This window comes from Caulobacter sp. BE264, assembly GCF_031457805.1.
Classification (GTDB): domain Bacteria; phylum Pseudomonadota; class Alphaproteobacteria; order Caulobacterales; family Caulobacteraceae; genus Caulobacter.
On the sequence record NZ_JAVDXI010000002.1, the window covers coordinates 1 to 23,607 of the forward strand.

Here is a 23,607-nt window from a genome sequence, read left to right on the forward strand (position 1 = left end):
CTGCACAGCTATGAGCGCTCATAAGGTCTCCTTACGAGCGCAGCATCCCGACACGCAGCCCATCAGCCAAGGCGGCCTTCACCGGATGGGCACGACCGTTCAAAACGTCTGTGACCAGTTCGCGAGATCGCGCGATCAGCACAAGCGCTGCCCAAAGTTCCGCGCCAGCTTCGGTCTGAAGCGCGCCATGGGCTGGGTGCCATTTCAGCGTCAGTCGCGTCAAATCGACGCCAACAGTGTCACTTACCGTGGCAAGACGTACCGCTACTTCGGTGCCAAGCGCCGGCCCCTGCCTGAAAATGCTAAGGGTGGTGCGTTTATTGAAGATGCTTTAGGTCGTTGGTGGGTAGCGTTTCACGTCGAGATTCAGCAATCCGACCAAGCCTCATCTGGCGAAGTCGGGATTGACCTTGGCCTCAAGGATCTCGCCACGATGAGCGACGGCGGTAAGGTCGAAAACCCTCGCCACCTCTCCAAATATGCCAAACGCCTAGCTGTAGCGCAGCGGGCGGGCAACAAGCGCCAAGCGAAAGCGATTCACGCCAAGATCGCTAACGTTCGCCGGGACTATCACCACAAGACTTCTACACGTCTCGCCCGTGAATACGCGTTCATCGCGGTTGGGAACGTCAATGCCAAGAATCTGGCCAAGACCAAGATGGCGAAATCCGTCTTGGATGCCGGATGGTCCAGCTTCCGCACGATGCTTGCCTACAAGGCGGCGACGTTTGTGGAAGTGGACGAGAGATTCAGTTCCCAAACCTGTTCGGCGTGCGGAACCATTCCCGCGTCGAGGCCGAGAGGTATCGCAGGGCTTGGAATGAGACGCTGGGAATGTTCGGACTGCGGGGCATCGCACGATCGCGATGTCAACGCCGCGCTGAATATCCTCCGTGTCGGCCGCAGTGTCGCGGCTCCTGTTGAGGAAAGCCGGAGGATCGCAGCATGACGAGACACCGGATAGGCACGATCAGTGATGAAGCTGTGGAAGCAGCAGCGCGGGTCTTCTACCACCTGCAACCCAACGGCACGCCTTTGATCCGCGAACGGGAACAAGCCCGAGCCGCACTAGAAGCCGCCCTCCCGCATCTGTTGGATGGGAAGATGAGCCTATCAGAGCTTGTGGCGGCCTCGCGAGAAGTCGAGGCGGCTACTGACCACATGGTGTTCGACGGACATGCTCTGGACGCCTTTGATCGTCTTGGCGACGCGCTCAGGCCGTTTGCTGAGGTTGCCTCCCAGGGCTGCGGTACTGGCCACAGTGGCAAGCAGCTTGAACCTGCTGTGGGTGCGACTGCTGCGCTTGCCATAGAGGACGGCGTACCGCTCGGTTATAGCGTTCTTCCAGCCGGGGCGCGGTGCCGATGCCTGAAGCTCTGGATTAGCGCCAGTGGTCGCCACTACTGCTGCAAGCCGCTCGCCCACCCTCAGAAAGGGGGTGAAGGATGATCGACCTCATCACGCGCGCAGGCCGTCGCCTGTTCTTGGCTCTCCGGTACGCCCTCGGTTTCTTGTGCTGGGCCTTCTACATGGTCTGGCCTTCGTGGCGCGGCGGCCTGTGGACCAAGATCGGTCACGCCGCCCTGCCCTTCGCTGGCTACTACGCATACGCCGACGATCCTTGGGTGCGGTCCTGCGACGAGCACTGGATCAAGACCGGCCGTCATCCTGATCTGGAGGCCACGCATGGACCGTTCTGACCTCATCACGCGCCTAGAGCAAGCCTTGACCGAGTGCGCCGACGACCTGGCTGCGGAAATCGAAGAACGCTACCGAGAAACCAAGGACCACCCAGCCATGAAGCGCCGCTACGACCGCGACATGACGCCGGTCGAGAACGCTCGCGCCCTCCTCCGAGCTATTAAGGAGGGGGCCGAATGACGGCAGACCACGCCTGCACGATGCCCAAGTTCTGCCGCGTCTGCCATTGCCGCAAGATCGCGAAAGACCGCTCCACATCGCAGACGTACCGCGCCAAGCACCGCGAGGGCCTTAACCGATGGTCAGACGCACGGGCCGGGATCGCGATTGAAGACCACGAGCGCCCCATGATCCGCGAGTTTCGGCCGATGGGCATAAGCGCGATTAACGCCCGGAAGATCATCGTCAGCTCGCGGCGAGCTGTTAAGGAGGGGGAGCATGGCTGAGACATTCTTGACCCCGGCGGATCTCGCCCAGCGGATCGGCTACAGCGTGGCGACCCTCGCGCGCTGGAGGATCGAGGGGAGCGGCCCGCCGTTCATGAAGCCTGGCGCCGGTCTCCGAGCCCGCGTTCGCTACCGGCTTTCCGACGTGGAGGCGTGGGAGCGGCGTTGCGCCATGACCAGCACGGGACAAGCCGCCTGACACTTGACCGGCACTTGGCTTGTTTTCGGATAAGCCAAGTCGCCTTTCACTACAGGCACTTAAAGGAAAAACGCTATAAGTCCCAGTGTCTCATTGTCTCCAACCGCGGTCGCAAGTCGTGACCTGGAGCCCGAAGAGCGAGGTCTCCCTCTAAGGCGTTGAGCGCCTAGGGTTTCAAGTCACAGGCTGCGAAAGCGGCTACGACGATGAAGGGCCGTCCCGAGCGATCGGGGCGGCCCTTTTTCATGTGACGATCGCGAGGATTAGCCGCCGATCAGTTCGCGACCGATCAGGAAGCGGCGGATCTCGTTCGTTCCCGCGCCGATGTCGTAGAGCTTGGCGTCGCGCAGCAGACGCTCGACCGGCCACTCCCTAGTGTAACCGGCGCCGCCCAGGGCCTGGATCGCCTCCAGCGAGACCTTCACCGCATTTTCAGACGCCATCAGGATAGCGCCGGCGGCGTCGAAACGGGTGGTCTTGCCCGCGTCGCAGGCCTGGGCGACGGCGTAGACATAGGCCCGCGCCGAATTCAGGGCCACGTACATGTCGGCGATCTTACCCTGCATCAGCTGGAAGGAACCGATCGGCTGGCCGAACTGCTTGCGGTCGCGGACGTAGGGCAGAACGATGTCGAGGCAGGCCTGCATGATGCCCAGCGGCCCCGCCGCCAACACGGCGCGCTCATAGTCGAGACCGCTCATCAGAACGCCCACGCCGCCGCCGACCGGGCCCATAACGTTGTCCTCGGGGATCTCGCAGTCTTCGAACACCAGCTCGGCGGTGTCCGACCCGCGCATACCCATCTTGTCCAGCTTCTTGGAGACGCTGAACCCTTTCATGCCTTTCTCGACGAGGAAGGCGGTGATGCCGCGGCTGCCCTCGCCAGTCTTGGCGTAGACGACCAGCGTGTCGGCGTGCGGAGCGTTTGTGATCCAAAACTTCGTGCCGTTCAGGATGTAGCGGTCACCGACCTGCTCAGCGCGAAGCTTCATCGAGACGACGTCCGAGCCCGACCCGGCTTCGCTCATCGCCAGCGAGCCCACGTGTTCGCCGCTGATCAGCTTGGGCAGGTAGCGACGCTTCTGATCCGGTGTCGCCCAGCGGCGGATCTGGTTCACGCAGAGATTGGAGTGAGCGCCATAGCTAAGCCCGACAGAGGCGGACGCCCGGCTGACCTCTTCCATGGCCACGACGTGTTCCAGATAGCCTAGACCCAGGCCGCCGAACTCTTCCTCGACGGTGATCCCGTGCAGGCCAAGTTCGCCCATCGGCATCCAGAGCTCGCGGGGAAACGTATTGGTCTCGTCGATCTTCGCGGCGATCGGCGCGATCTTGTCGGCGGCGAAGCGGGCCGTGGTTTCACGGATGGCGTCGGCGGTCTCGCCCAGAGCGAAATCCATCGAGGGTGCGAACGTCATCGATATGGTTTCCTTCCCGAACGCCCGAACGGAAGATGTGGGCGGTTTCAGCGCTTGTCACGCTCTGGCTCAACACTGAGACAGCGTGTGCATCCGATCACGGTGGATTTCCACCGAAAACGGACATCCGAAAGCAAAAACGCCCGCCAGTTCTAAGAACCAGCGGGCGTTCTTTCTCCTGCCTCTGGGTGGGAGGCAAAGAAACCTACTCTTCGTCGCTCACATCGGGGCCTGCCAGACGGCGCAGCAGAAGGTACGCGGAAACCACGAAGCAGATCGCGCCAACCATGCTGGCGCCGTACCCGAAGAGCTTCACCTGGCCGTCAGAGCCGGCTGCGACGGTCAGGATCCACAGAACCCCGCCGCCGAACAGCGCCAGGCCCAGGATGCCCAGGCTCACCAGCAAGCTGGTGTTGCCAAAGCGCGGCTGTTCGGGCTCGACCAACGGCACGTCCATCACGCCGATGGTCGCGTCTTCGCTGGTCGAGAACCCATCGAGGTTGAAGACCGACGAGCCGGCCGCCGGGGCGGCGAACAGGGTCGGCTCGCTCGGCGCGGCGCGCATCGGCGCGGTCGTTTCTACGGGCGCCTCGACCTCGTCGATCACTTGCGGCGTCAGGCGGAACGGCGTGAACTCGACAGGCGCCGGTTCGACGGGCGCAGGTTGCGGCTCGGCCTGGAACAGCGTCGGCGCCGGGTCGACCTCGGCGGGCTGCGTTGGCGCGGGCGGTTCGGGCAGCCCCAGGTCGTCCTGGCGGGCCGCAGGCTTGGCAGGCGCAGGCGCCGCCGGCGTTTCGGGCAGGATCGCCTCGAGACGAGCGGCGACCGCTGCGGCCGATTGCTCGGTGGCGGTCGGGCCGTCCTCTTCCGGCGCGACCACCTTCAACGGCAGGCCTTCCTCGCGCTCGGCGATCAGCCGGTCACCTTCGGTGCGCGTATTGACGGCCGCCGGCGTCTGCTTGGGCACGGCGCAGCTGGCGTCGTAGTCGACCTTTGGACGCAGCACAGGGCTGGGCGCGGGCACCCATTCGCCGTTGGCCGGCGTCAGGAAGAGGGTCTTCTCGGCGGCGCGGCGGCGCACCAGCGCGTCGATGACGATCCGCTCGCCCTCGAAGTCGGCTTTGCGCCACATCTCCATCGCGCACGCGGCTTGCAGGAGCGAGCCCTCGTTGATCCGGCGCAGGACGCCCGAGCGGAGGAAGTTGTCGAGGCCGATATTGAAGGCGAAGCAGACCAGCGCGTCGAACTGGTTCTGGTTCAGCGGCGCGTAGGTGTGCTCGTTCACCGAATGGGCGACCGAGATAAGGTCGTAGAGCAGTAGCGCCTCGGCGTCCTTTTCCGAGACAGAGGCGCCCTCGCGGGCGGTCAGGGTGTGGCCATAGCCGACCGTCCAGCGCCCGTCGGGGAGCTGCGCGGCCTTCTGACGGTACCCTTCGAATCTCTTGATGAGATCGACGGCGGCCCGGGAGACCTGATGACGCGGTTTCATCGCCTAGATTGACCCAGTTTGAGACAGACGCGGATGCGTTCGCCTGTCCCGGCGCAAGGTCGGCGCCAGTTTCCCCGGGTGAGCGAGATCAGCAAAAAGCCCCACCGGCATTGCAATAGATCAGCGCAACTTAAAGTGTAACCCGTGGTCAGTTTTTTATGAATTGACTACAAATCAGCCGGCAAAGGCAGCCGACAGCCTGCACGCTTAGACACTGGGCTTGTTGTTATCCCTTCATCAGCCAAGCTTTGTCTGCGCGATGGTGCGCCCATCGGGCCTAGCGCAACCCAGGTGCCGATCCCGCTTCGATACGCTGCATCGCTCGTTGCCTCGCTTGAGCCCTGGCGTCGTGATGTTTCAAACGCTGCTTAACGAGCCGAACCAGTTCATCGGGGGGCAACCGGAGGTGGGCCACCGGGAAGGCTTTTGCCTTCTGGCTTAATCGAAGAGACGGAATATTGAGTATCTCGGGCGGCCTCAAGATCATACCACTGTCGCAAGGTAGCGCATGTAGTTCGTGAAATGAGACTGCTGCTGAAGGACTTCTTCAGACATATGACGCGATCTGGTTCGGCTTTCCGCAGGGCGTTGAGCTGAAGTATGATCTCATTATCTGGAAGCGTCCTGGGCGGTCCATTTCCACGGCTTTCAACCGTTAGCGGATCAACGACAGTCGGCGCATCCTGATCAATCTGGCCCGCAAGCGCGGCTATCAGGACGATCATGAACATCGCGCCTCTCCCACCACTGCTTACGCTGCCGCGCCTACGCAGCATGACAACCTAGCAGCGATCAGTCGAAAATCAATCTTTAGTTGAATTTTGCGAAAGCAACGACTTCCTGTAGACAGGCCCAAGGCATTGCGCACTGATCAGCCTCTCGTCGGTGGCCAAGCCCGATCCGATCACCTCTGCGTCAACACACACTCTGGCGCTCTCGAGTCGCCGAAACACCTTCTGCACGTCGTGTCAGTGCAGTAGCAGCGAGGCGATCAGCAGCACCGCGAAGAAGCCGGTGAAGTCGGTCAGGAAGGTCACGAAGATCGAGGACGACACCGCCGGGTCACGGCCCATCTTCTCCAGCGCCAGCGGCATCAGGATGCCGCCGAGGGCCGCCGTGAAGATGTTGGTGATCAGGGCCGCGCCGACGATGATCGCCAGCTTGTCATGGTGGTCTGACGGTCCGAAGAACATGTAGGTCGCCGCGCCCATGACCAGGGCCAGGCACAGGCCGTTGACGAGCCCCACCAGCAGCTCACGGGCCACGATGCGCCGGGCGTTGGCCGGGGTAAGCTCCTTGCTGGCCAAGGCGCGCACCGCGACGGCCAGGGTCTGGGTGCCGGCGTTGCCGCCCAGCGATGAGACGATCGGCATCAGGATCGCCAGGGCCACCAGCTGGGCGATCTCGGCCTGGAAGATGGCCACGCCGCTGACCGCCAGGGTCGCGGTCGCCAGGTTCAGCATCAGCCAGGGCAGGCGCGACTTGACGATCTCAATCACCGAGGCGTCGCGGCCCGCGTCGGACACACCGGCCAGGGCCAGGATGTCTTCCTCGGCCTCGTCGCGGATGACCTCGACGATGTCGTCAACGGTGATCTGGCCCACAAGGCGTCCGCCCGGCTCGATCACCGGGGCGCTGATCAGGTGATACTTGTCGAAGATGTAGGCGACTTCTTCCTGGTCCATCTCGACCGGGATTTCGGTGACCGCTTCCATCAGCTCGGCCAGCGGCGTCTGGCGGCGGCTGCGCAGCAGGATGCTGATCGGGATCGCCCCCACCGGCTTGAAGGTCGGATCGACGACGTAGACGTCGAAGAACAGCTCGGGCAGCTGGTCGCCGGCCTCGCGGACGTGGTCGATGGTCTGGCCGACCGTCCAGAACTCCGGCGCGGCCAGGAACTCGCGCTGCATCAGGCGGCCGGCGGTCTCGTCCTCGTAGGACAGGGTGGTCTCGATGGCGGCGCGGTCGGTCTCGCCCATTGCGGCCAGCACCTGGAAGCGCTTGGTGTCGTCCAGGTCGTCGATGACGTCGGCGGCGTCGTCGGTGTCCAGTTCCTCGAGGGCGCGGGCCAGGGTCACTGACGGCGTGGCCTCCAGCACTTCCTCGCGGATGTTGTCGTCCATCTCCGAGATGATCTCGCCCAGCGCTTCGGGATCCAGCAGCGGGATCACCTGCTCGCGATAATCGGCGGTCAAAAAGCCCATCAGGTCGGCGACGTCGGCGGGATCGAGCGCCCCGACCAGCTCGCGCAGGCGCTTGGAGTCGCCGCTGTCGGCAGCGTCGATCACCATCTCGACGTATTCGGGATTGAGCGCGTAGTCGTCGCCAAGCGCGAGGTCTTCCAGCTCCTCGGGCGTCTCGGACTTGGGCAGCGGGACCTGGGCCAGCGGGATGTCGTCCAGCACGTCGTCGTTCAGTTCGGCGGTGTCCCGGGTCATGGGGGCCTCCTGAGCTCTCAGAGCGCGTGGGTTCGTTGGGCTGGTCCAATCAAGCGACCCTGAGGCGAAATCAGGGCCTGAAACGATTAGAGCGCCCCCAGCGAGTCGGAAACCGATTTCGCCAGGCGCGCTCTACTCTTGTTCACCTTGGTGCGGTCGAGAAGACTCGAACTTCCACGGGTTGCCCCACAGCGACCTCAACGCTGCGCGTCTACCAATTCCGCCACGACCGCTCGTGGTGAGGGGCGGCTGGTAGCAAACTGAATCGGCTTTGGGAAGCCGGAAGTTCGAGAATGTCGATCTCCGCCCTGCGAAGGATCAGCTGCCGCCGGCCATATAGTCGTAGACGTCGGCCGCGCGGGTCACCTGGATGGCGATCCGTTCGTCGCTGATCTGGATTTCGCCCCGCGCGATCGGGTGGTTATTGGCCAGAATCCAGACCTCGTCATTGGTCTTGGTGTCCAGCGGGATCACCGCGCCCCGGCCCATGCGCAGAAGCTGCTGCATCGGCAGGATCGAACGACCCAACAGGACCGAGATCTCGACATTGACGGCGTTGACCTGGCTCACGAAGTAAGACCCTTGAACTGACACGCACGACCAAGCGGGTCGCGGCGTCCAGGATTGCAAGAATAAGGCCGCATGCTTTCTCTCCCGTTAAACCCTGAAAACGCTGGCCTTCCGCGCATGACACGCGATGACGGGGCGTCCGTGGGGTGGGCGGTTTCGACCGGGCCCGTCCCCTACCCGGCAGCCGTTGCCGCCATGGAGGCCCGCGCGGCGGCCATCGCCGACGGGACAGCGGGCGAGCTGATCTGGCTGCTGGAGCATCCGCCGCTCTACACGGCCGGCGTCTCGGCCAAGTCCGGCGACCTGATCCAGCCCGACCGCTTCCCCGTCTTCGAAAGCGGGCGCGGCGGCCAGTTCACCTATCACGGCCCCGGCCAGCGGGTGGCCTACGTGATGCTGGACCTGACGAAGCGCGGGCGCGATGTGCGCGCCTTCGTCGCGGCGCTGGAAGCCTGGATCATCGACGCCCTGGCCGCCTTCAACGTCACCGGCGAGCTGCGCGAGGGCCGGGTCGGCGTCTGGGTCGAGCGCAAGGGCGCCGGCTGGAGCCGCGAGGACAAGATCGCCGCCATCGGCGTCAAGCTGCGCCGCTGGGTCAGCTTCCACGGGATCAGCCTGAACGTGGAGCCAGACCTGTCGCACTTCTCCGGCATCGTGCCCTGTGGCCAGACCGAGCATGGCGTCACCAGCCTGGTGGATCTGGGCCTGCCGGTCGCCATGGATGATGCCGACGCGGCGCTGCGGGCAAGTTTCGTGAAGGTGTTTGGGCGGGTCGAGGACGCTGTGGCGCCGGTTTGAGGGCATGCGCTTTCCGTCTCTCTGCTCCCTTCCCCTTGATGGGGAAGGCCCGCTGAACAATCCTCCCCCTCGCGGGGAAGGTGGTCCGAAGGACCGGAGGGGGAAGTGCTGCTGACCCGGCCTCTTCCCCCTCCGTCGTCCCTCCGGGCCGACACCTCCCCCGCTGGGGGGAGGATTTGGGGCGTGCGTCCGCCGCTTCACGCGGCGTGACCGCTGAAGGTGTTGGGGAGGCGACGGAGCGGCCGGGCGAACCCGGAGACCGTGAGTGTGTTTTGCGTTTCGGCTCGACAGTCCGCTCCGCCAGGTTGTTCTTGCCCGTGAGGATGGGGGGCGTGAGCGTCTTTCAGCTCGGGACCCCAGGAGCCCCCGGACGGGCGCGGACCAACTGGAGCGGCTACATCCGTGTCCAGCCCGACGATCCACGATAGGCGGCTTGTACGATCACCGCCCTGTCGCTCCGCGCTCGGCTAACGTCCCGGCCTTCGTGTGGTCCCGGATCTATCCACGAACAGACCACCACCCGAACCGAGAGCGCGCCCACGCGGCCCCGCTCAACCTAGCCCCGCCGCCGCATTGGGCCGGATCCAAACGCCCTCCCCCGCGACAGGGATGGCTATGATTGTGCGGCAGGATTCAGCGCCGGGGACAAGTTGGCGCATAAAAGTGATAAGCGTTTGATTTCATTGGCTACCGAGTCGCCAATTCCGAGCGTTCACGGCCGCCGATCCCCATAAATCGGTTCCCTCTCCCAGAGGGAGAGGGTGGCCGCGAAGCGGTCAGGAGAGGGGTTTCAAAGCCGCCGCCCTGCCGGCGCTCCGGCCAAGGCCCCACTCCCTCTCCCCGGCCCTCTCCCGCTGGGAGAGGGTGCGTGGCTGCCCCAACCTAGATCGAAATCGTCTTCAAGGGGTTGGGCCCGTAGCGATTGGCGCCCTGCTCACTGCCCATCACGCCCAGCTCGACCACCGACCAGAGGATGACCAGCGAGAACAGGAAATCCAGGAAGTGCTCGGGCTGCGGCCACACGGCGACCACCGCAATCAGGATCAGCATCGACCACCAGCCCGACCGCCCCCGGTCGTGCAGCCGCTTGGACAGCAGGCAGGCGCCGGTGAACAGCAGGATCGGATAGACGAACCAACCCGTCAGCCAATGCAGGGTGTAGTTGGCGATCGCCTCGTAAAAGACAGCGATCCCGACCACCACGGCCGAGGCGACCAGGAACGGCGTGCGCGCCAGCCTGCCGTTCGACGACAGGAACAGTTCCGCCAGTTCGCTACGATCGCTCATTCGCCTGCTCCGAGTCGGTGGATGCACCGCTCGCGGCAATCTAGGCGTTGACGGAGACGGCTGGAAGTCCGCCTAGGCGACAGCGGGCGTCTCCGAGGGCGAAGGCTCGCGCGGAGCCTTCGGCGACGGCCCGAAGCGATTGTCGCCGGGCGTTCCGTCCAGCAAGCCGAAGTCGATGAAGAACCAGATCGCCACCATGCCGCCGACAATCTGGCTTGGAGTCGCAATCGCCTCCGGGAGACCGACGATCGCGTCCAAAGAGCCGAGCAGATCAGGGACCAGCAGCAACAGAGCCCACCAGGCCGACCGGTTGCGATCATGCATGCGTTTGGCGAGCAGCGCATAGGTTGGCCAGGTCATCAGAAGCGGGATGAGCCAAACGCGATGCGGGGTGAGGTCGACACCATCCAGACGTTCGAACAGCACAAAAAGCGTTGCGTAAGTCAGGGTCAGGCCGACCCAACAGACCCAAAGGTCGCGACGCCGAAGGCGACCCTGGAAGCTCAGCATCGTCTGGGTGAAGGTCACAGAAGTTCTCCTCGGCCACGAGGTCGAGGAGAAAACATCTTTTACGCGAACTCAACCAGAATCTCGTCCGCCGCGACCGGATCGCCGCCCTTGGCGTTGACCGCCTTGACCACCCCGTCGCGCTCGGCGCGGATGATGTTCTGCATCTTCATGGCTTCGAGCACGCAGACCACCTCGCCCTCGCGGACCTGCTGGCCGGCGGTGACGTCCATCGAGACCACCAGGCCCGGCATCGGCGACAGCACCAGCTTGGAGGTGTCGGCGGCCTGCTTCTCGGGTAGCTTGTCGTGCAGCTCGGCCGAGCGCGGCGTCAGGACCAGCACGCGGGTCTTGGCCGCGCGGTGGCGGATGGTGAAGCCCTCGGCGGCCGGGGCGGCCTGGACGGTGAAGGCCACGCCGTTCAGCACGGCCTTGAACACCGGCTTACCCGGACGCCAGTCGATGTCGGTCAGGAACAGGGTGCGGCCTTCGTCGAGCAGCTCGACCGCCACCGCGCCCTCCTCGCCGGCGACCTTGACCTGCCGGCGCACGTCGCCGATCGCCACCACCCACGCGTCGCGGGCCTCGCCGATCAGGCCGGACTCATAGCTGCGGGCCCGGGTCGCGTAGACCCGCTGCATCGCCGCGCCGACGGCGGTCAGGATGTCGAGCTGGAGAGCCGTCGGGGTCGTGCCGTTGAAGCCTTCCGGGAACTCGTCCTTGATGTAGCTGGTCGCCAGCTTGCCCGAGCGGAAGCGCTCCTCGTCCATCACGGCCGCCAGGAACGGGATGTTCTGGCCCAGCCCCTCGATGTGGAAGTCCTCCAGCGCCCGACCCATGCCGTCGATGGCGGCCAGGCGCGTCGGCGCCCAGGTGCAGAGCTTGGAGATCATCGGGTCGTAGAACATCGAGATCTCGTCGCCTTCGCGGACGCCGGCGTCGTTACGGACCTTGTAGCCGTCCTTCTCGCCTTCCGCCGGCGGGTCGTAGCGCACGAGGCGGCCGATCGAGGGCAGGAACTTGCGGTACGGGTCCTCGGCGTAGATGCGGCTCTCGATGGCCCAGCCGTTGATCGAGAGGTCCGACTGGCCAAAGGCCATCTTCTCCCCATAGGCCGAGCGGATCATCTGCTCGACCAGGTCAAGGCCGGTGATCAGCTCGGTCACCGGGTGCTCGACCTGCAGGCGGGTGTTCATCTCCAGGAAGTAGAAGCTCTTGTCCTGGCCGGCGACGAACTCGACCGTGCCGGCTGAGTCATAGTTCACGGCCTTGGCGAGGGCGACGGCCTGTGCGCCCATGGCGTTGCGGGTGGCCTCGTCCAGCAGCGGGCTGGGCGCCTCCTCGATAACCTTCTGATTGCGACGCTGGATCGAGCATTCGCGCTCGAACAGGTGCAGGACGTTGCCGTGCTTGTCGCCCAGCACCTGGATCTCGATGTGGCGCGGGCTCTCGATGAACTTCTCGATGAAGATGCGGTCGTCGCCAAAGCTGGCCTTGGCCTCGGCGCGGACGGCCGGGAAGCCTTCCTCGACGTCCTGTCGGGTCCAGGCCACGCGGATGCCCTTGCCGCCGCCGCCGGCCGACGCCTTGATCATCACCGGATAGCCGATCTCCTCAGAGATCTTCACCGCCTCGGCGGTGTCGGCGATCTCGCCGATATGGCCGGGCACGCAGGAGACGCCGGCGGCCTGGGCGAACTTCTTGCTCTCGATCTTGTCGCCCATGGCGCTGATGGCGCCGGGGTTGGGACCGATGAAGACGATCCCCTCGTCGGCGCAGCGCTGGGCGAAGCCGGCGTTCTCGGACAGGAAGCCAAAGCCCGGATGGACCGCCTGCGCGCCCGTCTGCTTGCAGGCGGCGATGATCTTGTCGGCGACGAGATAGGACTGGGCGGCCGGCGAGGCGCCGATGTGCACGGTCTCGTCGGCCATCTCGACGGCCAGGCTGCCCGCATCGGCGTCGGAGTAGACGACCACCGTCTTGATGCCCAGACGACGGCAGGTCTTGATCACTCGGACTGCGATCTCGCCACGGTTGGCGATCAGGATCTTCGAGAACATCGGCTACTTCCGCCCGCAGATTTTTGTGCTTTGCAGCATGGCCTATCAGGCCCCGCCGGGTTTGCAAGCTTGCCCTTACGGCGCTACACCCGAGCCCAGATTTGACACCGGTTACCAGAGGCGATGGTTTCGGACGACTCGCTCTAGCCTCTCCGCCGGTTCAACAACGCCCTTCTGACGACGAGGTCGCGCCGCCATGCCCAAGCTTTTCGCCCCGCTCGCGGTCGCCCTCGCCCTGGCCGGCGGCTCGGCCCTGGCGCAGGCTCCGGCGGCCGCGCCCGCCGCAGCGCCGGCGCCGGCCTACTCCAGCCGCGTCATCACTCTCGCGGAGGCCAAAGCCGTTGCGGCGGCCGCCGAGGCCGAGGCGCGCAAGAACGGATGGACGATGGTCATCGTTGTGCTGGAGTCGAACGGCCAGCAGGTCCTGGCGCAGAAGATGGACGGCACGCAGTACGGCTCCAACGAGGTTGCGCTCAAGAAGGCCCAGACGGCGACCAACTTCCGCCGCCCCACCTCGGTGTTTCAGGAGGCCGTCAAGAGCGGCACGCTGAACGCGATCTTCACCGGCGCCACCGCCGTGGAAGGCGGCGAACTGCTGCTGGTCGACGGCAAGATCGTCGGCGCGATCGGCGTCTCGGGCGGCACGTCGGCCCAGGACGGGGTCGTCGCCCGCGCGGGCCAGGCGGCGCTCAAGTAGCCGCAAACTCCCGCGCGAACATCGCCTCATAGCCGGCGATCAGCGCCTCCTGTTCCGGCGCGATCAGTCGCGCAACGGCCGCCGCAAACGTCACCGGCGCCAGTCCCGAGGCGCTGACCAGCTTGCCGTCGGTCACCGCCTTGGGCGTGTCGACATAATGCTCGGCGCCCGCATAGCCGGGGACAACGCTCTCCAGCCAGTCCTTGCCGTTCGAGGTGTGCTTGCGCCCGGCGAACAGGCCCGCGCGCGCCAGGGCCGTCGTGCCCGCGCAGATCCCCGCCACCGGCTTGCCGTCGGCCAGGGCCTGGCGGATCAACGCGCTGATCGCCGGGTTCTCGCCTTCGCTCCAGGCGTCGCTGCCGATCAGCAGGAAGACGTCGGCGTCGCTGAGCACCGGATCGTCGAACCGATAGTCGGCCGCCGCCAGCACGCCGCCGATCGAGGTCTCCGGATCGCCGGTCGGGGTGGCGATCTCGATCTGAACCTTCAGGTGCTCGCGCAACAGCGCCAGGACCGCGCCGGCTTCCCAATCGGCCCAGCCCGGCTGCAGAAAGGCGACGGCGACGGTCATGGGCGGCTCCTGGTGCTACCGAAACAGCGCCGAAGCGCCTACATTGGCCTTCATGACAGACGCAGCCACCCTTTCAACCGCCGGCTTTGACCTGACGCCGCCGACCGAGCCCGAGCGCGAGCGCCTGGAAGCTGACCTGACGGCCGAGGAAGCCCGCGTCCTGCTGCATCACGGCACTGAGGCGCCGTTCTGCGGCGGCCTGCTGGGCGAGAAGAGCCCCGGCGCCTATTGCTGCCGGCTGTGCGGCCTGCCGCTGTTCAAGCACGAGACCAAGTTCGAAAGCGGCACCGGCTGGCCCAGCTTCTACGCGCCGTTCGCCGAAGACCACGTGGTCGGCGTGCGCGACACCTCCTACGGCATGGTCCGCATCGAGACCCGCTGCGCCCGCTGCGACAGCCACCAGGGCCACGTCTTCCCGGACGGCCCCGCGCCGACGCGGCTGCGCTACTGCATCAACTCGGTGTCGCTGCAGTTCGTGAAGGCGGGCGATCCCCTGCCCGACCCGCTGCACCGGAGCGATCGCATCGCCTGACCCAAGGGGAAGTTTGACGGCGAACCTATTTCGGCATTCCATCTGCCAAAAGCTGCGAAGCGAGCGACGGCGGAGGGAACATGTCGACGAACGCCAAGGCGCCGCTCGCCCTGCTGGGCGCGGCCGGATCACCCTACACCCGCAAGATGCTGGCGTTGCTGCGCTTTCGGCGCATCCCGCACGCCATCCACTGGGGCAGCCATCGCAACCCGCCGCCGGGCCTGCCCGAGCCGAAGGTGAAGTTGCTGCCCACCTTCTACTTCCCCACCGCCGACGGCTTCGAGGCGGTGACCGACTCCACGCCCATCATCCGGCGGCTTGAGCGCGAGCACGCCGGACGCTCTGTGATCCCCGACGATCCGGTCGTCGCCTTCCTCAATGACCTGATCGAGGACTACGCCGACGAGTGGCTGACCAAGGCGATGTTCCATTTCCGCTGGGCGCATGCGGCGGATATCGAGAACGCCGGGCCCATGCTGATCTTCTGGCACGACCCCACCCTGCCCGACCAGGTCGCCGAGGGGGCCGCCCGCGAGATCTCCAAGCGCCAGATCGACCGCCTCTATGTGGTGGGCTCCAACCCGACCACCGCCGCCACCATCGAGGCCAGCTACGCCCGCTTCGTCGACGTGCTGGACGGCCTGATCGAGCGACAAGGCTACGTCTTGGGCGCGCGCCCCTCGGCGGCGGACTTCGCCATTCAGGGCCAGCTGTCGCAGCTGGCGATCATCGAACCGACCTCGGCGGCGATCACCGTCCAGCGCTCGCGCCGGGTTCGGGCCTGGCTCGACCGGGTGGAGGACCTGTCAGGCCTGGAGCCCGACGCCGCCCCCTGGGCCTCGCGCGCCGACCTTCCCGATACGCTGCGGCCGCTGCTGACCGAGATCGGCCGGGTCTATGCGCCGTTCCTGCTGGCCAACGCCAAGGCCGCGATGGGCGGCACCGAAACGGTCGAGGCGGTGATCGACGGACGCCCGTGGACCCAGCCGACCTTCCCTTACCAGGCCAAGTGCCTGATGGCCCTGCGGCAGGCCCATGCGGCGCTCTCGGCGGCTGACCGCGCAGCGGCGGACGCTATGCTGGCGGGCACGGGATGCGAGGCGTTGTTTGGAGGGATGTGAGCGCAGCCCATCAGCTTTCCTTAAATCCTACTTAATTGATATGAATTGAGCAGCACCCCCGCCCCGCCTTAAGGATCGCCCATCAGCGCTCAACCTCCGGCGGACCACCATGACCTTGCAAGCCCGTGACGCCACGCCGCCGATCCTGATCGTGCCGGGCCTCTATAACTCCGGTCCTGACCACTGGCAGTCGCACTGGGAGCGGGACCTGCCGGGCGCGGTGCGCGTCGAACAGCAGGACTGGGAGCGCCCGCTGCTGGGCGACTGGACGATCAGCCTGGCCGAGGCCGTGCGCCAGCATCCCGGCGCGATCCTGGTGGCCCATAGCCTGGGCTGCGCTCTGGTCGCCCACTTAGCCCAGGTGACGGGCGGACGCGGGGTCGGCGGGGCCATGCTGGTCGCGCCGGCCGACGTCAATCGCGAGGGACCGGCGGGACGGCTGCTGGTGGGCTTCTCGCCCATTCCGCGCCAGCGCCTGCCGTTTCCGAGCCTGGTCGTGGCCAGCCGCGATGATCCCTATGTCGAGATCGAGCGCGCCAAAGCGTTCGCGCGGGGCTGGGGCTCGGAGTTCGTCGATCTGGGTCGGGCGGGCCACATCAATGTGGCCTCGGGTCACGGTGCGTGGCCAAAGGGGCGCGTGCTGCTGAACCGGCTGGTCCGGCGCGTCACGGAAGACGCTCTACAGAAGGAAAGGAAGTTGGTGCGGGCGGTCGGGGTCGAACCGACACTCCTTTCGGAACCGGATTTTGAGTCCGGCGCGTCTACCAGTTTCACCACGCCCGCACATCTTCGCCTGAGCGAAGGGTGGTCTTCCTAGCAGGCGTTCGCGGCGAATTCCAGAGGCGCGATGGACGGTTTAGCATCGCTCCACACGGAGATTCCCGATGCCCAAGCCCGGCCCCCGCAACCTGATCACCGACGTGCCCGGCCTGAAGGTCGGCTGTGTCGAGGACGAGGCCGTCCGCACCGGCGTCACGGTGGTGCTGTGCCCCGAGGCCTGGACAGGCGCCGTGGATGTGCGCGGAGGCGGACCGGCCGTGCGCGAGACCGACACCCTGCGCCCCGAGAACAGCTTTTCCAAGGCGCACGCGATCTGCCTGTCGGGGGGATCGGTGTTTGGCCTCGGCGCGGCCGACGGCGTGGCCTCGGCCCTGTCGAACCGCGACGTGGGCGTGCGGATCACGGCGGGAACGCCCGCCATCCCGATCGTGCCGGCCGCGTGCCTTCATGACCTCTCCAACGGCGGCGACAAGGCCTGGGGGCTGACCCCGCCCTATCGCGAGCTGGGCATGCGCGCGGTCGAAGCGGCCGCCGAGGACTTTCCGCTGGGCCCGGTGGGCGCGGGACGCGGGGCGATGGCGGGGCTGAGGCCCGGCGGCCTGGGCTCGGCCTCGATCGACCTGGGCGGCGGCCTGATCGTCGCGGCCCTGGTCGCCGCCAACCCGGTGGGCTCGGCCTACATGGCCGATGGCGAGACCTTCTGGGCTTGGCCGTTCGAGATCGACGGCGAGTTCGGAGGGCGTCGCCCCGGGACGCTGGCGCCGGCGATCGAGCCCCTGCCGGACGACTCGAAGCTCGGCGCGCGCCTCATCGCCGGCGCCAACACCACCCTGGCCCTGGTGGCCACGACGGCGGACCTCTCCACCGCCGAAGCCCAGCGCATGGCGATGATGGCGCACGACGGCATGGCGCGGGCGGTGCGTCCGATCCACACACCGTTCGACGGCGATGTCGTCTTCGGTTTGGCGTCAGGCGCTTGCGCTCTGGGAGACGACCCTATGCGCGGCGTGCTGCGGACCCGGATCGGCTCGGCGGCGGCCGACTGCCTTGCCCGCGCGATCGCCCGGGCCGTCTACGAAAGCAATAGAGGTCGCTAGAGCCTAAGGCGGCGAGATGGTTTCGCCGCCGGCCAGCTGGATCGCGGCGGTCTCCAGGTGGTCCAGCAGGCGCTTGAACGTCGCCACCTCGCTGGGGGCCAACCCCGCCAGCAGCGTCGCCTCATAGGCCAAGGCCAGCGGCGCGATCTCGGCGAACAGGCGCCGACCTGCGGCGGTCAGCTCCAGCGTATGCGAGCGGCGATCCGACCGAACCGTGGTGCGGGCCACCAGGCGACGCACCACCAACTCCTGGGCGGCGCGGCTGACCCGGACCTTGTCCATGGCCGTGCGGGTCACGGCCGTGTGCTGGGTCAGCGAGCCTTCGGCCAGGACGGACATCAGCCGCCACTGCGGGATCGTCAGCCCGAACCGGTCTTCGTAGGCGCGTGCGATCAGGCGGCTCACCGCCGCCGAGGCCGTGGCCAGGCGATACGGCACATAGTCCGAGAGGCTGACATTGGCCTCGGGCGCCTCGGGCGCGCCAGACGTGATCGGAGAGACCGTTGCGGTCATGTCCCTGCCTTTCGTCCTCCCGGGCGCGGCCGCCTTCGGAAGAAGCGACCTTTCGCCAATCCGTTCCGCCCGATCACGACCCGTTTAGGTCGCATGAGCTCTGCCTGTGTGGGCTCTGGCGTCGCCGCAGCTCAACGCTCGTCGCCCTCAGCGCCCCACACGCGCCACAATCGCACGTCGCGTGAGCAGAAAACAGTCATCTCGCCTTCCTGAACGGCGATCTGTCAGTGATGAGCGGCGGCGGCCAGCTTGTCCTTGGGCGGCTCCGGCGTGGTCAGCAGGGCCTTCTGGCAGGCGCGCAGCTCGTCCAGACAGGTTTTGCGGTTCCAGAAGTCGGAGAAGTCGGCGACCGCCAGACGCAGAAGCTGGATATGCTCCTTGTACTCCAGCGGCTTGGGGCCATCGTCGTGGTGATCGTGATCGCCGTGGCCAGGCTTGGCGTCGGTCAGAAGCACCGTCTGCGAGCCCACGATCGTCACATTGCGGCTCAGGACCTCGACCCCGGCCTTGGCGGGCGTGGCCTTGGGGTCATCGTGATGACCGCCGCCGGCGTGGTCGTGATCCTTGTCGTGGCCCTTGTGGTCATGGCCCTTGCCATGGCCGTGCTTGTCGCCCTTGCCGTGCTCGTCCTTTTTCTCGTCGGGGCGCTCGCCCTTCATGGCCTTGTTGAGCTGCTCGAAGGTCTTGCCGCACGGACCGCCGAACGCCAGCACCGGGCCGATGCGCAGCTTGACCTCGTCGATCAGGTCCTGGGTCTTGGTGACCAGTTCGCCGGAGTGGGCGCTGCTGGCGGCCACGCACTTGGCCTTGATGGCCTCGTGGATGATCTTGGGCGTCTCGGCGTGCTTGTCGCCCTTGTCGCCGCGCCCGGTCAGACGGCCGGCGAAAAAGGCCAGGGCGATGATCGCCAGGCCCGCCAGTACGAGAAGAAAGACCAGCGTCGGATCAAAAACCGGCACCGGTTGATCGACTGGAAATTCTGACTGGTACACCCGACTTCTCCGCCCCACGCGACGCGTCATTTGACGACGCCCGCTATGGTTAACGCAACAGCGTTATCGATGCACGGCCAAGGTGGCTAGGTCGGGCGAGAAATAATGGCGGAAACCCGCGCGCCGTGCTCGTAGCGCGACGGGCCGCCATAGACGCTGACCTCGCAAAGGATGTCGCCGCCCTCACCCGCAGCCCAGATGTAGCTGCGCTCGACCTCGACATGACGGCCGGCGGGCGAGATTCCCTCAAAGGTGTCACCCCAGGGCACGACACCCTTCAGGTCCTGCCAGCGCAGGGTCAGGGCGCGCGAAAGCTCGTCGCGCGCCATCGCCTCGAGGTCTGGATCGCTGGTCGACAGCGGCTCAGCCCTCGGCCGTATCGCGGAAATAGGCCTCGACCTCGCCCTGCAGCTTGATCGTCATCGGATTGCCCTTGCGATCCAGGGTCTTGCCGGCCGCGACCCGCACCCACTTCTCGCTGATGCAGTACTCCTCGACATTGGTCTTCTCGACGCCCTTGAAGCGGATGCCGATGCCGCGTTCCAGGAGGTCAGCGTTGTAGTGGGGGCTGTCCGGATTGACGGAGAGGCGGTCGGGGGGCGTGTCGCTCATGGTCTTCAGCTTTCGGTCTGGGCCGCGCGGCCCGTGTCTTGGCCGGGGGTGATAGCCACGAAACGCGCAGAATCCAAATCCGGAAGACCAGGAGCCCTCCCCCGACGAAGGGCCCCCGCGTTCCTCAGGTCGTCTGGTCGCTCTTGATCGGATCGGCGGCTGAGACGGCGCCGTCATTGTTGGTGTCGTGCGTCACGAACATCCGCCAGCCGGAATAGTCGAACTCGGCCTTGGTGATTCCGCCGCTCTTATCGCTGTCGAGCACGCCGAAGCGGACATCGGTCTGCCGCATCTGGCGCATCCGTTCCTCGGCCTTCTTCTCAGCCGTCATGTCCGAGGCGGCCAGCTTGGCCTCCAGCCGCGCCCTGAACTCGGCGACGTACTCGGCTTGCGACAGCGCGCCGCTGTTGTCGGCGTCGGTCTTGGCGAACTGGATGGCGCGGGTGGCGGCGTACTCGTCCTTGGTGACGACGCCGTCGCCGTTCTGGTCCTGCTCCTTGATGAAGATGTCGCGAGCGTGCGAGGCGGCGTGGGCCGCGCCGGCGAACAGCGAAAGGGCCGCGGCGGCGGTCAGGAGGGTGCGGGTCTTCATGACGGGTCTTTCGCTCAACGGAGGGATTCGAAGGTCAGGGCGTAGGTGAAGCTCTGGCCCGGTTGGCCGGGGGCCGGCGCGGCGACGCGGTAGCGCGACTGGATCTGGTAGACGCCCGACTGATCGACCCGGACGGCGAAGCGTCCCTTGGCGTCGCTCTTGAGCGTCTTGGGGGCCGACTTGGTGTCGGCGTAGCGGTCGTCGGCGCCGTGCAGGGTGATCGGCTGGCCGGCCACGGGCTTGCCGTCGAACAGCACCTCGAACACCGCGTCCTGGCCGGTGACGATCTTGCTGGGATGGGTCACGGCCCGGAACTCCAGGCCCTTGCCATGGGGCGCCAAGGCCGTGTCGCTGGGCGCGCCGCGCGTGACATAGACGTCGGCCAGGGTCAGGCTCTGCATGTCGATGGCGTCGGCCGGCGCCTTGGAGCCTTCGAAGAATTCCCACTCGCCATTGACCAGGGCCGCCTTGGCGACCCGGCCGGCGCGCAGGCCGGTCGTGATCCGATAGGTGCCGGGCTTCTCGGTCGTCGCCTCGAGCAGGGCAAGCTCGCGCGTATAGACCGGAACCAGGGGGGTGCGGACGCCGTCGGGTCCAATCACAGCGTAGCCGTCAGACTTCATCGCCACCTCGGGCGTGAAGAAACTCTCCGTGAACGCCCCCTGCACCGTCACGACCTTGCGGTCCGAGGCGTCGAAAACGGTCGGCAGCAGATAGGGCGAATGGGCCTGGGCGGCGGGCCCGAGCACAGAGAACAAGACCGCCCCGCCTGTCAGCGCGGCGCGAAACGAACGGATCATTGGACAAACCCCAAGCGCCGCATCAGGTGCGGCGGCTCCGCTTTATTGCGATTGATTCTGAGAATCAATCTTAATTAGCTTGACCGGCCCGCCCGCTGGCCTTAGGCCCTCGGCCCCAGTTGCGAGCCATTCGCATGCTTTAGTGTTTAGAGGGGATCTCGATGTCGCGCCTGAAACTCGCCGCTGTCGCCGCCGCTTCCACCGCCGTTCTGATGGCCACGGCCGCCCGCGCCGATGACGTCAAACCCGAGGCGGACGCCGTCGAGGTGGACAAGGTGACCGTCACCGCCACGCGCTCGGAGAAGGCCCTGCCCAAGGCGCCGGCCAGCGTCACCGTCATCTCCACGCAGGAGATCGAGGACGGCTTGATCAAGGACATCAAGGACCTGGTCCGCGACGAGCCGGGCGTTTCGGTGCGCAGCGCCCCTGCCCGCTTCACCGCCGCCGGCGCCTCGACGGGCCGCGACGGCAACGCCGGCTTCAATATCCGCGGCCTGGAAGGCAACCGCGTGCTCATCGTCGTGGACGGCGTGCGCGTGCCCGACAGCTTCGCCTTCGGCGCCCAGTCGGTGGGTCGCGGCGATCACGTCGATCTCGACACCCTGAAGTCCGTGGAGATCGTCCGAGGCTCCGCCTCGGCGCTGTATGGCTCCGACGGCCTGGCGGGCTCTGTCAGCTTCATCACCAAGGACCCGTCTGACATCGTCAAGACGGGCGAGACCTTCGCCGGCCGGGCGCGCGTCGGCTACGCGTCGGCCGATCAGAGCTGGACCGGAAGCGTTCTGCTGGCGGGCCAGTCCGGTCGCTGGGAGGGCCTGCTGACCTATACCCGCCGCGACGGCGAGGGCCAGAAGACCGCTGGGACCAACAACGCGGCTAACACCGACCGCACGACCGCCAACCCCGAGGACAACCAGTCCAACGCCATCCTGGGCAAGCTGATCTACAGCCCCAATGACAACAACCGCATCCGCCTTACGGTGGATCACCTGGACCGCGACGTCGACTGGACGGTGCTGTCGGCGATCGCCAAGCCGCCGCTGGCCGCCACCAGCGTCATCGGCATGACCGCCTTCGACAAGGTCAAGCGCGACCGGGTCAGCGTCGATCACCGCTTCGACGGCGGCCAGGGCCTGATCGACACCGCCCACACCACCCTCTACTGGCAGGAAAGCACGACGCGTCAGTTCTCGGCCGAGGACCGCAACACCGCCGCCGACCGCACGCGTGACGCCACCTTCAACAATCGCGTGTTCGGCGCCAGCGCCGAACTCCACAGCCTCTTCACCCACGGCGCAGTGACCCACGACCTGGTGTGGGGCGGCGACGCGTCGATCACGCGCCAGAGCGGCACGCGCGACGGCACGGTCCCCCCCGTCGGCGAGACCTTCCCGGCCAAGGCCTTCCCGACCACCGACTTCACCCTGGCCGGCCTCTATGTGCAGGACGAGATCAAGCTCGGCCGTCTGTCGCTCTATCCCGCCCTTCGCTTCGACTATTACAAGCTCGATCCCAAGGCCGACCCGCTGTTCCACGCCTCGACCGCCGGCCAGAGCGACTCGCATCTTTCGCCGAAGCTGGCCCTTGTCTGGGACGCCAGCGATCTCGTCACCGTGTTCGCCAACGCCGCGACGGGCTTCAAGGCCCCCTCGCCCTCGCAAGTGAACACTGGCTTTTCCAACCCGGTCTCGAACTACCAGTCGATCTCGAACCCCGACCTGAAGCCGGAAACCAGCCGCACCCTAGAAGCCGGCGTTCGCCTGGCCCGAAACAACTGGCGCTTGTCGGTGGCCGGCTTCACTGGCGAGTATGACGACTTCATCGAGCAGGTTCAGGTCGGCGGGAACTTCACCGCCGCAAACCCCGCCGTCTATCAGTACGTGAACCTGTCGGGCGTGACGATCAGCGGCGCGGAAGCCAAGGGCAGCGTCGTCCTGGGCGCCGGCTTCACGGCCCGCGCAGGGGTCTCCTACGCCAAGGGCTCGTCCAAGGCCCGGGGCGTCAGCACCCCGCTGGTTTCGATCGATCCGCTCAAGATCACCGGCGGCGTCGCCTATCGCGCGCCATCCGGACGCTTTGGCGGTGATCTGGCCGTCATTCATTCGGACCGCAAAGCGGCCAGCCGGACGGGCCTGACCTGCACGGGCGGATGCTTCACGCCGCCCGCCTTCACCGTGGCGGACGCGACCGCCTGGTGGGCCGTGACCGACGCCGTGACCGTGCGCGCCGGCGTCTTCAACCTCACGGACGAGAAATACTGGTGGTGGGCGGACGCCCGTGGCCTGTCGGACACCTCAACGGTGAAAGACGCCTACAGCCAGCCCGGCCGGAACTATAGCGTATCCCTGGCGCTGAAGTTCTGATCAGGCGGAGCGGCGCGCGCGGGC

27 protein-coding genes, 2 tRNA genes and 2 pseudogenes are annotated in these 23,607 nt (G+C 66.3%); 15 read left to right on the plus strand and 16 right to left on the minus strand.

Features of this window, described 5'->3' with window-relative positions; translation table 11 throughout:
* The 7 genes from J2X45_RS05150 to J2X45_RS20300 all read left to right on the plus strand — a co-directional run.
* Positions 1-949 (plus strand): RNA-guided endonuclease TnpB family protein (locus J2X45_RS05150; RefSeq protein WP_310212137.1); only part of this gene is annotated, 949 nt, incomplete at its 5' end.
* Positions 946-1,449: a hypothetical protein gene (locus J2X45_RS05155; RefSeq protein ID WP_310212140.1), complete on the plus strand. Its 504-nt coding sequence runs from the start codon at positions 946-948 to the stop codon at positions 1,447-1,449. The genes J2X45_RS05150 and J2X45_RS05155, both read left to right, overlap by 4 nt.
* A complete protein-coding gene (locus J2X45_RS05160) occupies positions 1,446-1,700 on the plus strand; it encodes a hypothetical protein (RefSeq protein WP_310212143.1) in 255 nt (84 codons plus the stop codon). Before J2X45_RS05155 ends, J2X45_RS05160 begins: the two co-directional genes overlap by 4 nt.
* A complete protein-coding gene (locus tag J2X45_RS05165) occupies positions 1,687-1,881 on the plus strand; it encodes a hypothetical protein (protein ID WP_310212146.1) in 195 nt (64 codons plus the stop codon). Before J2X45_RS05160 ends, J2X45_RS05165 begins: the two co-directional genes overlap by 14 nt.
* Complete coding sequence (locus J2X45_RS05170) at positions 1,878-2,147, plus strand: hypothetical protein (RefSeq protein WP_310212148.1); 270 nt, start codon at positions 1,878-1,880, stop codon at positions 2,145-2,147. Before J2X45_RS05165 ends, J2X45_RS05170 begins: the two co-directional genes overlap by 4 nt.
* On the plus strand, positions 2,140-2,346 hold the full coding sequence (locus J2X45_RS05175; protein ID WP_310212150.1) for a helix-turn-helix domain-containing protein: 207 nt from the start codon (positions 2,140-2,142) through the stop codon (positions 2,344-2,346). The genes J2X45_RS05170 and J2X45_RS05175 overlap by 8 nt, the downstream gene beginning before the upstream one ends.
* 85 nt (positions 2,347-2,431) lie before the next feature.
* Positions 2,432-2,500, plus strand: a complete 69-nt coding sequence (locus tag J2X45_RS20300; protein WP_404980014.1) for a hypothetical protein — start codon at positions 2,432-2,434, stop codon at positions 2,498-2,500.
* Between the two features lie 109 nt (positions 2,501-2,609).
* On the opposite strand, the gene J2X45_RS05180 is transcribed toward J2X45_RS20300, so the two are convergent.
* From J2X45_RS05180 to J2X45_RS05200, 5 genes are all read right to left on the minus strand, one after another.
* Positions 2,610-3,770: an isovaleryl-CoA dehydrogenase gene (locus J2X45_RS05180; protein WP_310213556.1), complete on the minus strand. Its 1,161-nt coding sequence runs from the start codon at positions 3,768-3,770 to the stop codon at positions 2,610-2,612.
* A 199-nt stretch (positions 3,771-3,969) separates the two neighbouring features.
* Complete coding sequence (gene spmX, locus J2X45_RS05185) at positions 3,970-5,253, minus strand: lysozyme-family localization factor SpmX (RefSeq protein ID WP_310212152.1); 1,284 nt, start codon at positions 5,251-5,253, stop codon at positions 3,970-3,972.
* A 968-nt stretch (positions 5,254-6,221) separates the two neighbouring features.
* Positions 6,222-7,691 (minus strand): magnesium transporter, encoded by a 1,470-nt coding sequence (gene mgtE, locus J2X45_RS05190; RefSeq protein WP_310212155.1) that lies wholly within the window; start codon positions 7,689-7,691, stop codon positions 6,222-6,224.
* Between the two features lie 148 nt (positions 7,692-7,839).
* A tRNA-Leu gene (locus J2X45_RS05195) sits at positions 7,840-7,924 on the minus strand.
* A gap of 85 nt (positions 7,925-8,009) precedes the next feature.
* Positions 8,010-8,321, minus strand: coding sequence for a FliM/FliN family flagellar motor switch protein (locus J2X45_RS05200; RefSeq protein WP_310212157.1), 312 nt, complete (start codon positions 8,319-8,321; stop codon positions 8,010-8,012).
* A 12-nt stretch (positions 8,322-8,333) separates the two neighbouring features.
* On the opposite strand from J2X45_RS05200, the gene lipB reads away from it, so the two are divergent.
* A complete protein-coding gene (lipB, locus tag J2X45_RS05205; RefSeq protein WP_310212160.1) occupies positions 8,334-9,059 on the plus strand; it encodes a lipoyl(octanoyl) transferase LipB in 726 nt (241 codons plus the stop codon).
* A gap of 57 nt (positions 9,060-9,116) precedes the next feature.
* A pseudogene (locus J2X45_RS05210) lies at positions 9,117-9,238 on the plus strand (peptidase); the annotation flags it as partial.
* Positions 9,239-9,941: 703 nt separating this feature from the next.
* On the opposite strand, the gene J2X45_RS05215 reads toward J2X45_RS05210, so the two are convergent.
* From J2X45_RS05215 to J2X45_RS05225, 3 genes are all read right to left on the minus strand, one after another.
* Entirely contained in the window at positions 9,942-10,346 is a 405-nt protein-coding gene (locus J2X45_RS05215) for a DUF805 domain-containing protein (protein ID WP_310212162.1), read from the minus strand.
* 72 nt (positions 10,347-10,418) lie between these two features.
* Positions 10,419-10,874, minus strand: a complete 456-nt coding sequence (locus tag J2X45_RS05220; protein WP_310212165.1) for a DUF805 domain-containing protein — start codon at positions 10,872-10,874, stop codon at positions 10,419-10,421.
* A gap of 41 nt (positions 10,875-10,915) precedes the next feature.
* Positions 10,916-12,913: an acetyl/propionyl/methylcrotonyl-CoA carboxylase subunit alpha gene (locus J2X45_RS05225; protein ID WP_310212168.1), complete on the minus strand. Its 1,998-nt coding sequence runs from the start codon at positions 12,911-12,913 to the stop codon at positions 10,916-10,918.
* A 196-nt stretch (positions 12,914-13,109) separates the two neighbouring features.
* Between J2X45_RS05225 and J2X45_RS05230 the strand changes: the two genes are divergently transcribed.
* On the plus strand, positions 13,110-13,610 hold the full coding sequence (locus J2X45_RS05230) for a heme-binding protein (protein WP_310212171.1): 501 nt from the start codon (positions 13,110-13,112) through the stop codon (positions 13,608-13,610).
* Here J2X45_RS05230 and J2X45_RS05235 read toward each other — a convergent pair.
* Positions 13,603-14,181 (minus strand): type 1 glutamine amidotransferase family protein, encoded by a 579-nt coding sequence (locus J2X45_RS05235; protein WP_310212173.1) that lies wholly within the window; start codon positions 14,179-14,181, stop codon positions 13,603-13,605. The two genes, J2X45_RS05230 and J2X45_RS05235, sit on opposite strands and share 8 nt — an antisense overlap.
* 52 nt (positions 14,182-14,233) lie before the next feature.
* On the opposite strand from J2X45_RS05235, the gene msrB reads away from it, so the two are divergent.
* From msrB to J2X45_RS05250, 3 genes and pseudogenes are all read left to right on the plus strand, one after another.
* Positions 14,234-14,713: a peptide-methionine (R)-S-oxide reductase MsrB gene (msrB, locus tag J2X45_RS05240; RefSeq protein WP_310212175.1), complete on the plus strand. Its 480-nt coding sequence runs from the start codon at positions 14,234-14,236 to the stop codon at positions 14,711-14,713.
* 80 nt (positions 14,714-14,793) lie between these two features.
* Positions 14,794-15,834: a glutathione S-transferase family protein gene (locus tag J2X45_RS05245; protein WP_310212178.1), complete on the plus strand. Its 1,041-nt coding sequence runs from the start codon at positions 14,794-14,796 to the stop codon at positions 15,832-15,834.
* Between the two features lie 109 nt (positions 15,835-15,943).
* A pseudogene (locus J2X45_RS05250) lies at positions 15,944-16,528 on the plus strand (alpha/beta hydrolase); the annotation flags it as partial.
* Positions 16,529-16,532: 4 nt separating this feature from the next.
* On the opposite strand, the gene J2X45_RS05255 reads toward J2X45_RS05250, so the two are convergent.
* Positions 16,533-16,617 (minus strand) — tRNA-Leu (locus J2X45_RS05255).
* A 101-nt stretch (positions 16,618-16,718) separates the two neighbouring features.
* Between J2X45_RS05255 and J2X45_RS05260 the strand changes: the two genes are divergently transcribed.
* Positions 16,719-17,711 carry a P1 family peptidase gene (locus tag J2X45_RS05260; RefSeq protein WP_310212182.1) on the plus strand — a complete coding sequence of 331 codons (993 nt, stop codon included), beginning with the start codon at positions 16,719-16,721 and terminating at the stop codon, positions 17,709-17,711.
* A 3-nt stretch (positions 17,712-17,714) separates the two neighbouring features.
* On the opposite strand, the gene J2X45_RS05265 is transcribed toward J2X45_RS05260, so the two are convergent.
* From J2X45_RS05265 to J2X45_RS05290, 6 genes are all read right to left on the minus strand, one after another.
* On the minus strand, positions 17,715-18,224 hold the full coding sequence (locus J2X45_RS05265; protein WP_310212184.1) for a MarR family winged helix-turn-helix transcriptional regulator: 510 nt from the start codon (positions 18,222-18,224) through the stop codon (positions 17,715-17,717).
* A 224-nt stretch (positions 18,225-18,448) separates the two neighbouring features.
* Positions 18,449-19,234, minus strand: a complete 786-nt coding sequence (locus J2X45_RS05270) for a hypothetical protein (RefSeq protein WP_310213559.1) — start codon at positions 19,232-19,234, stop codon at positions 18,449-18,451.
* A 68-nt stretch (positions 19,235-19,302) separates the two neighbouring features.
* Positions 19,303-19,545, minus strand: a complete 243-nt coding sequence (locus J2X45_RS05275; protein WP_310212185.1) for a hypothetical protein — start codon at positions 19,543-19,545, stop codon at positions 19,303-19,305.
* A gap of 34 nt (positions 19,546-19,579) precedes the next feature.
* Complete coding sequence (locus J2X45_RS05280; RefSeq protein ID WP_268068003.1) at positions 19,580-19,828, minus strand: DUF3297 family protein; 249 nt, start codon at positions 19,826-19,828, stop codon at positions 19,580-19,582.
* Positions 19,829-19,952: 124 nt separating this feature from the next.
* On the minus strand, positions 19,953-20,438 hold the full coding sequence (locus tag J2X45_RS05285; protein WP_310212189.1) for a hypothetical protein: 486 nt from the start codon (positions 20,436-20,438) through the stop codon (positions 19,953-19,955).
* A complete protein-coding gene (locus J2X45_RS05290) occupies positions 20,435-21,220 on the minus strand; it encodes a DUF4198 domain-containing protein (RefSeq protein ID WP_310212190.1) in 786 nt (261 codons plus the stop codon). The genes J2X45_RS05285 and J2X45_RS05290 overlap by 4 nt, the downstream gene beginning before the upstream one ends.
* 161 nt (positions 21,221-21,381) lie before the next feature.
* On the opposite strand from J2X45_RS05290, the gene J2X45_RS05295 reads away from it, so the two are divergent.
* On the plus strand, positions 21,382-23,583 hold the full coding sequence (locus J2X45_RS05295) for a TonB-dependent hemoglobin/transferrin/lactoferrin family receptor (RefSeq protein ID WP_310212193.1): 2,202 nt from the start codon (positions 21,382-21,384) through the stop codon (positions 23,581-23,583).
* Positions 23,584-23,607 lie beyond the last annotated feature (24 nt).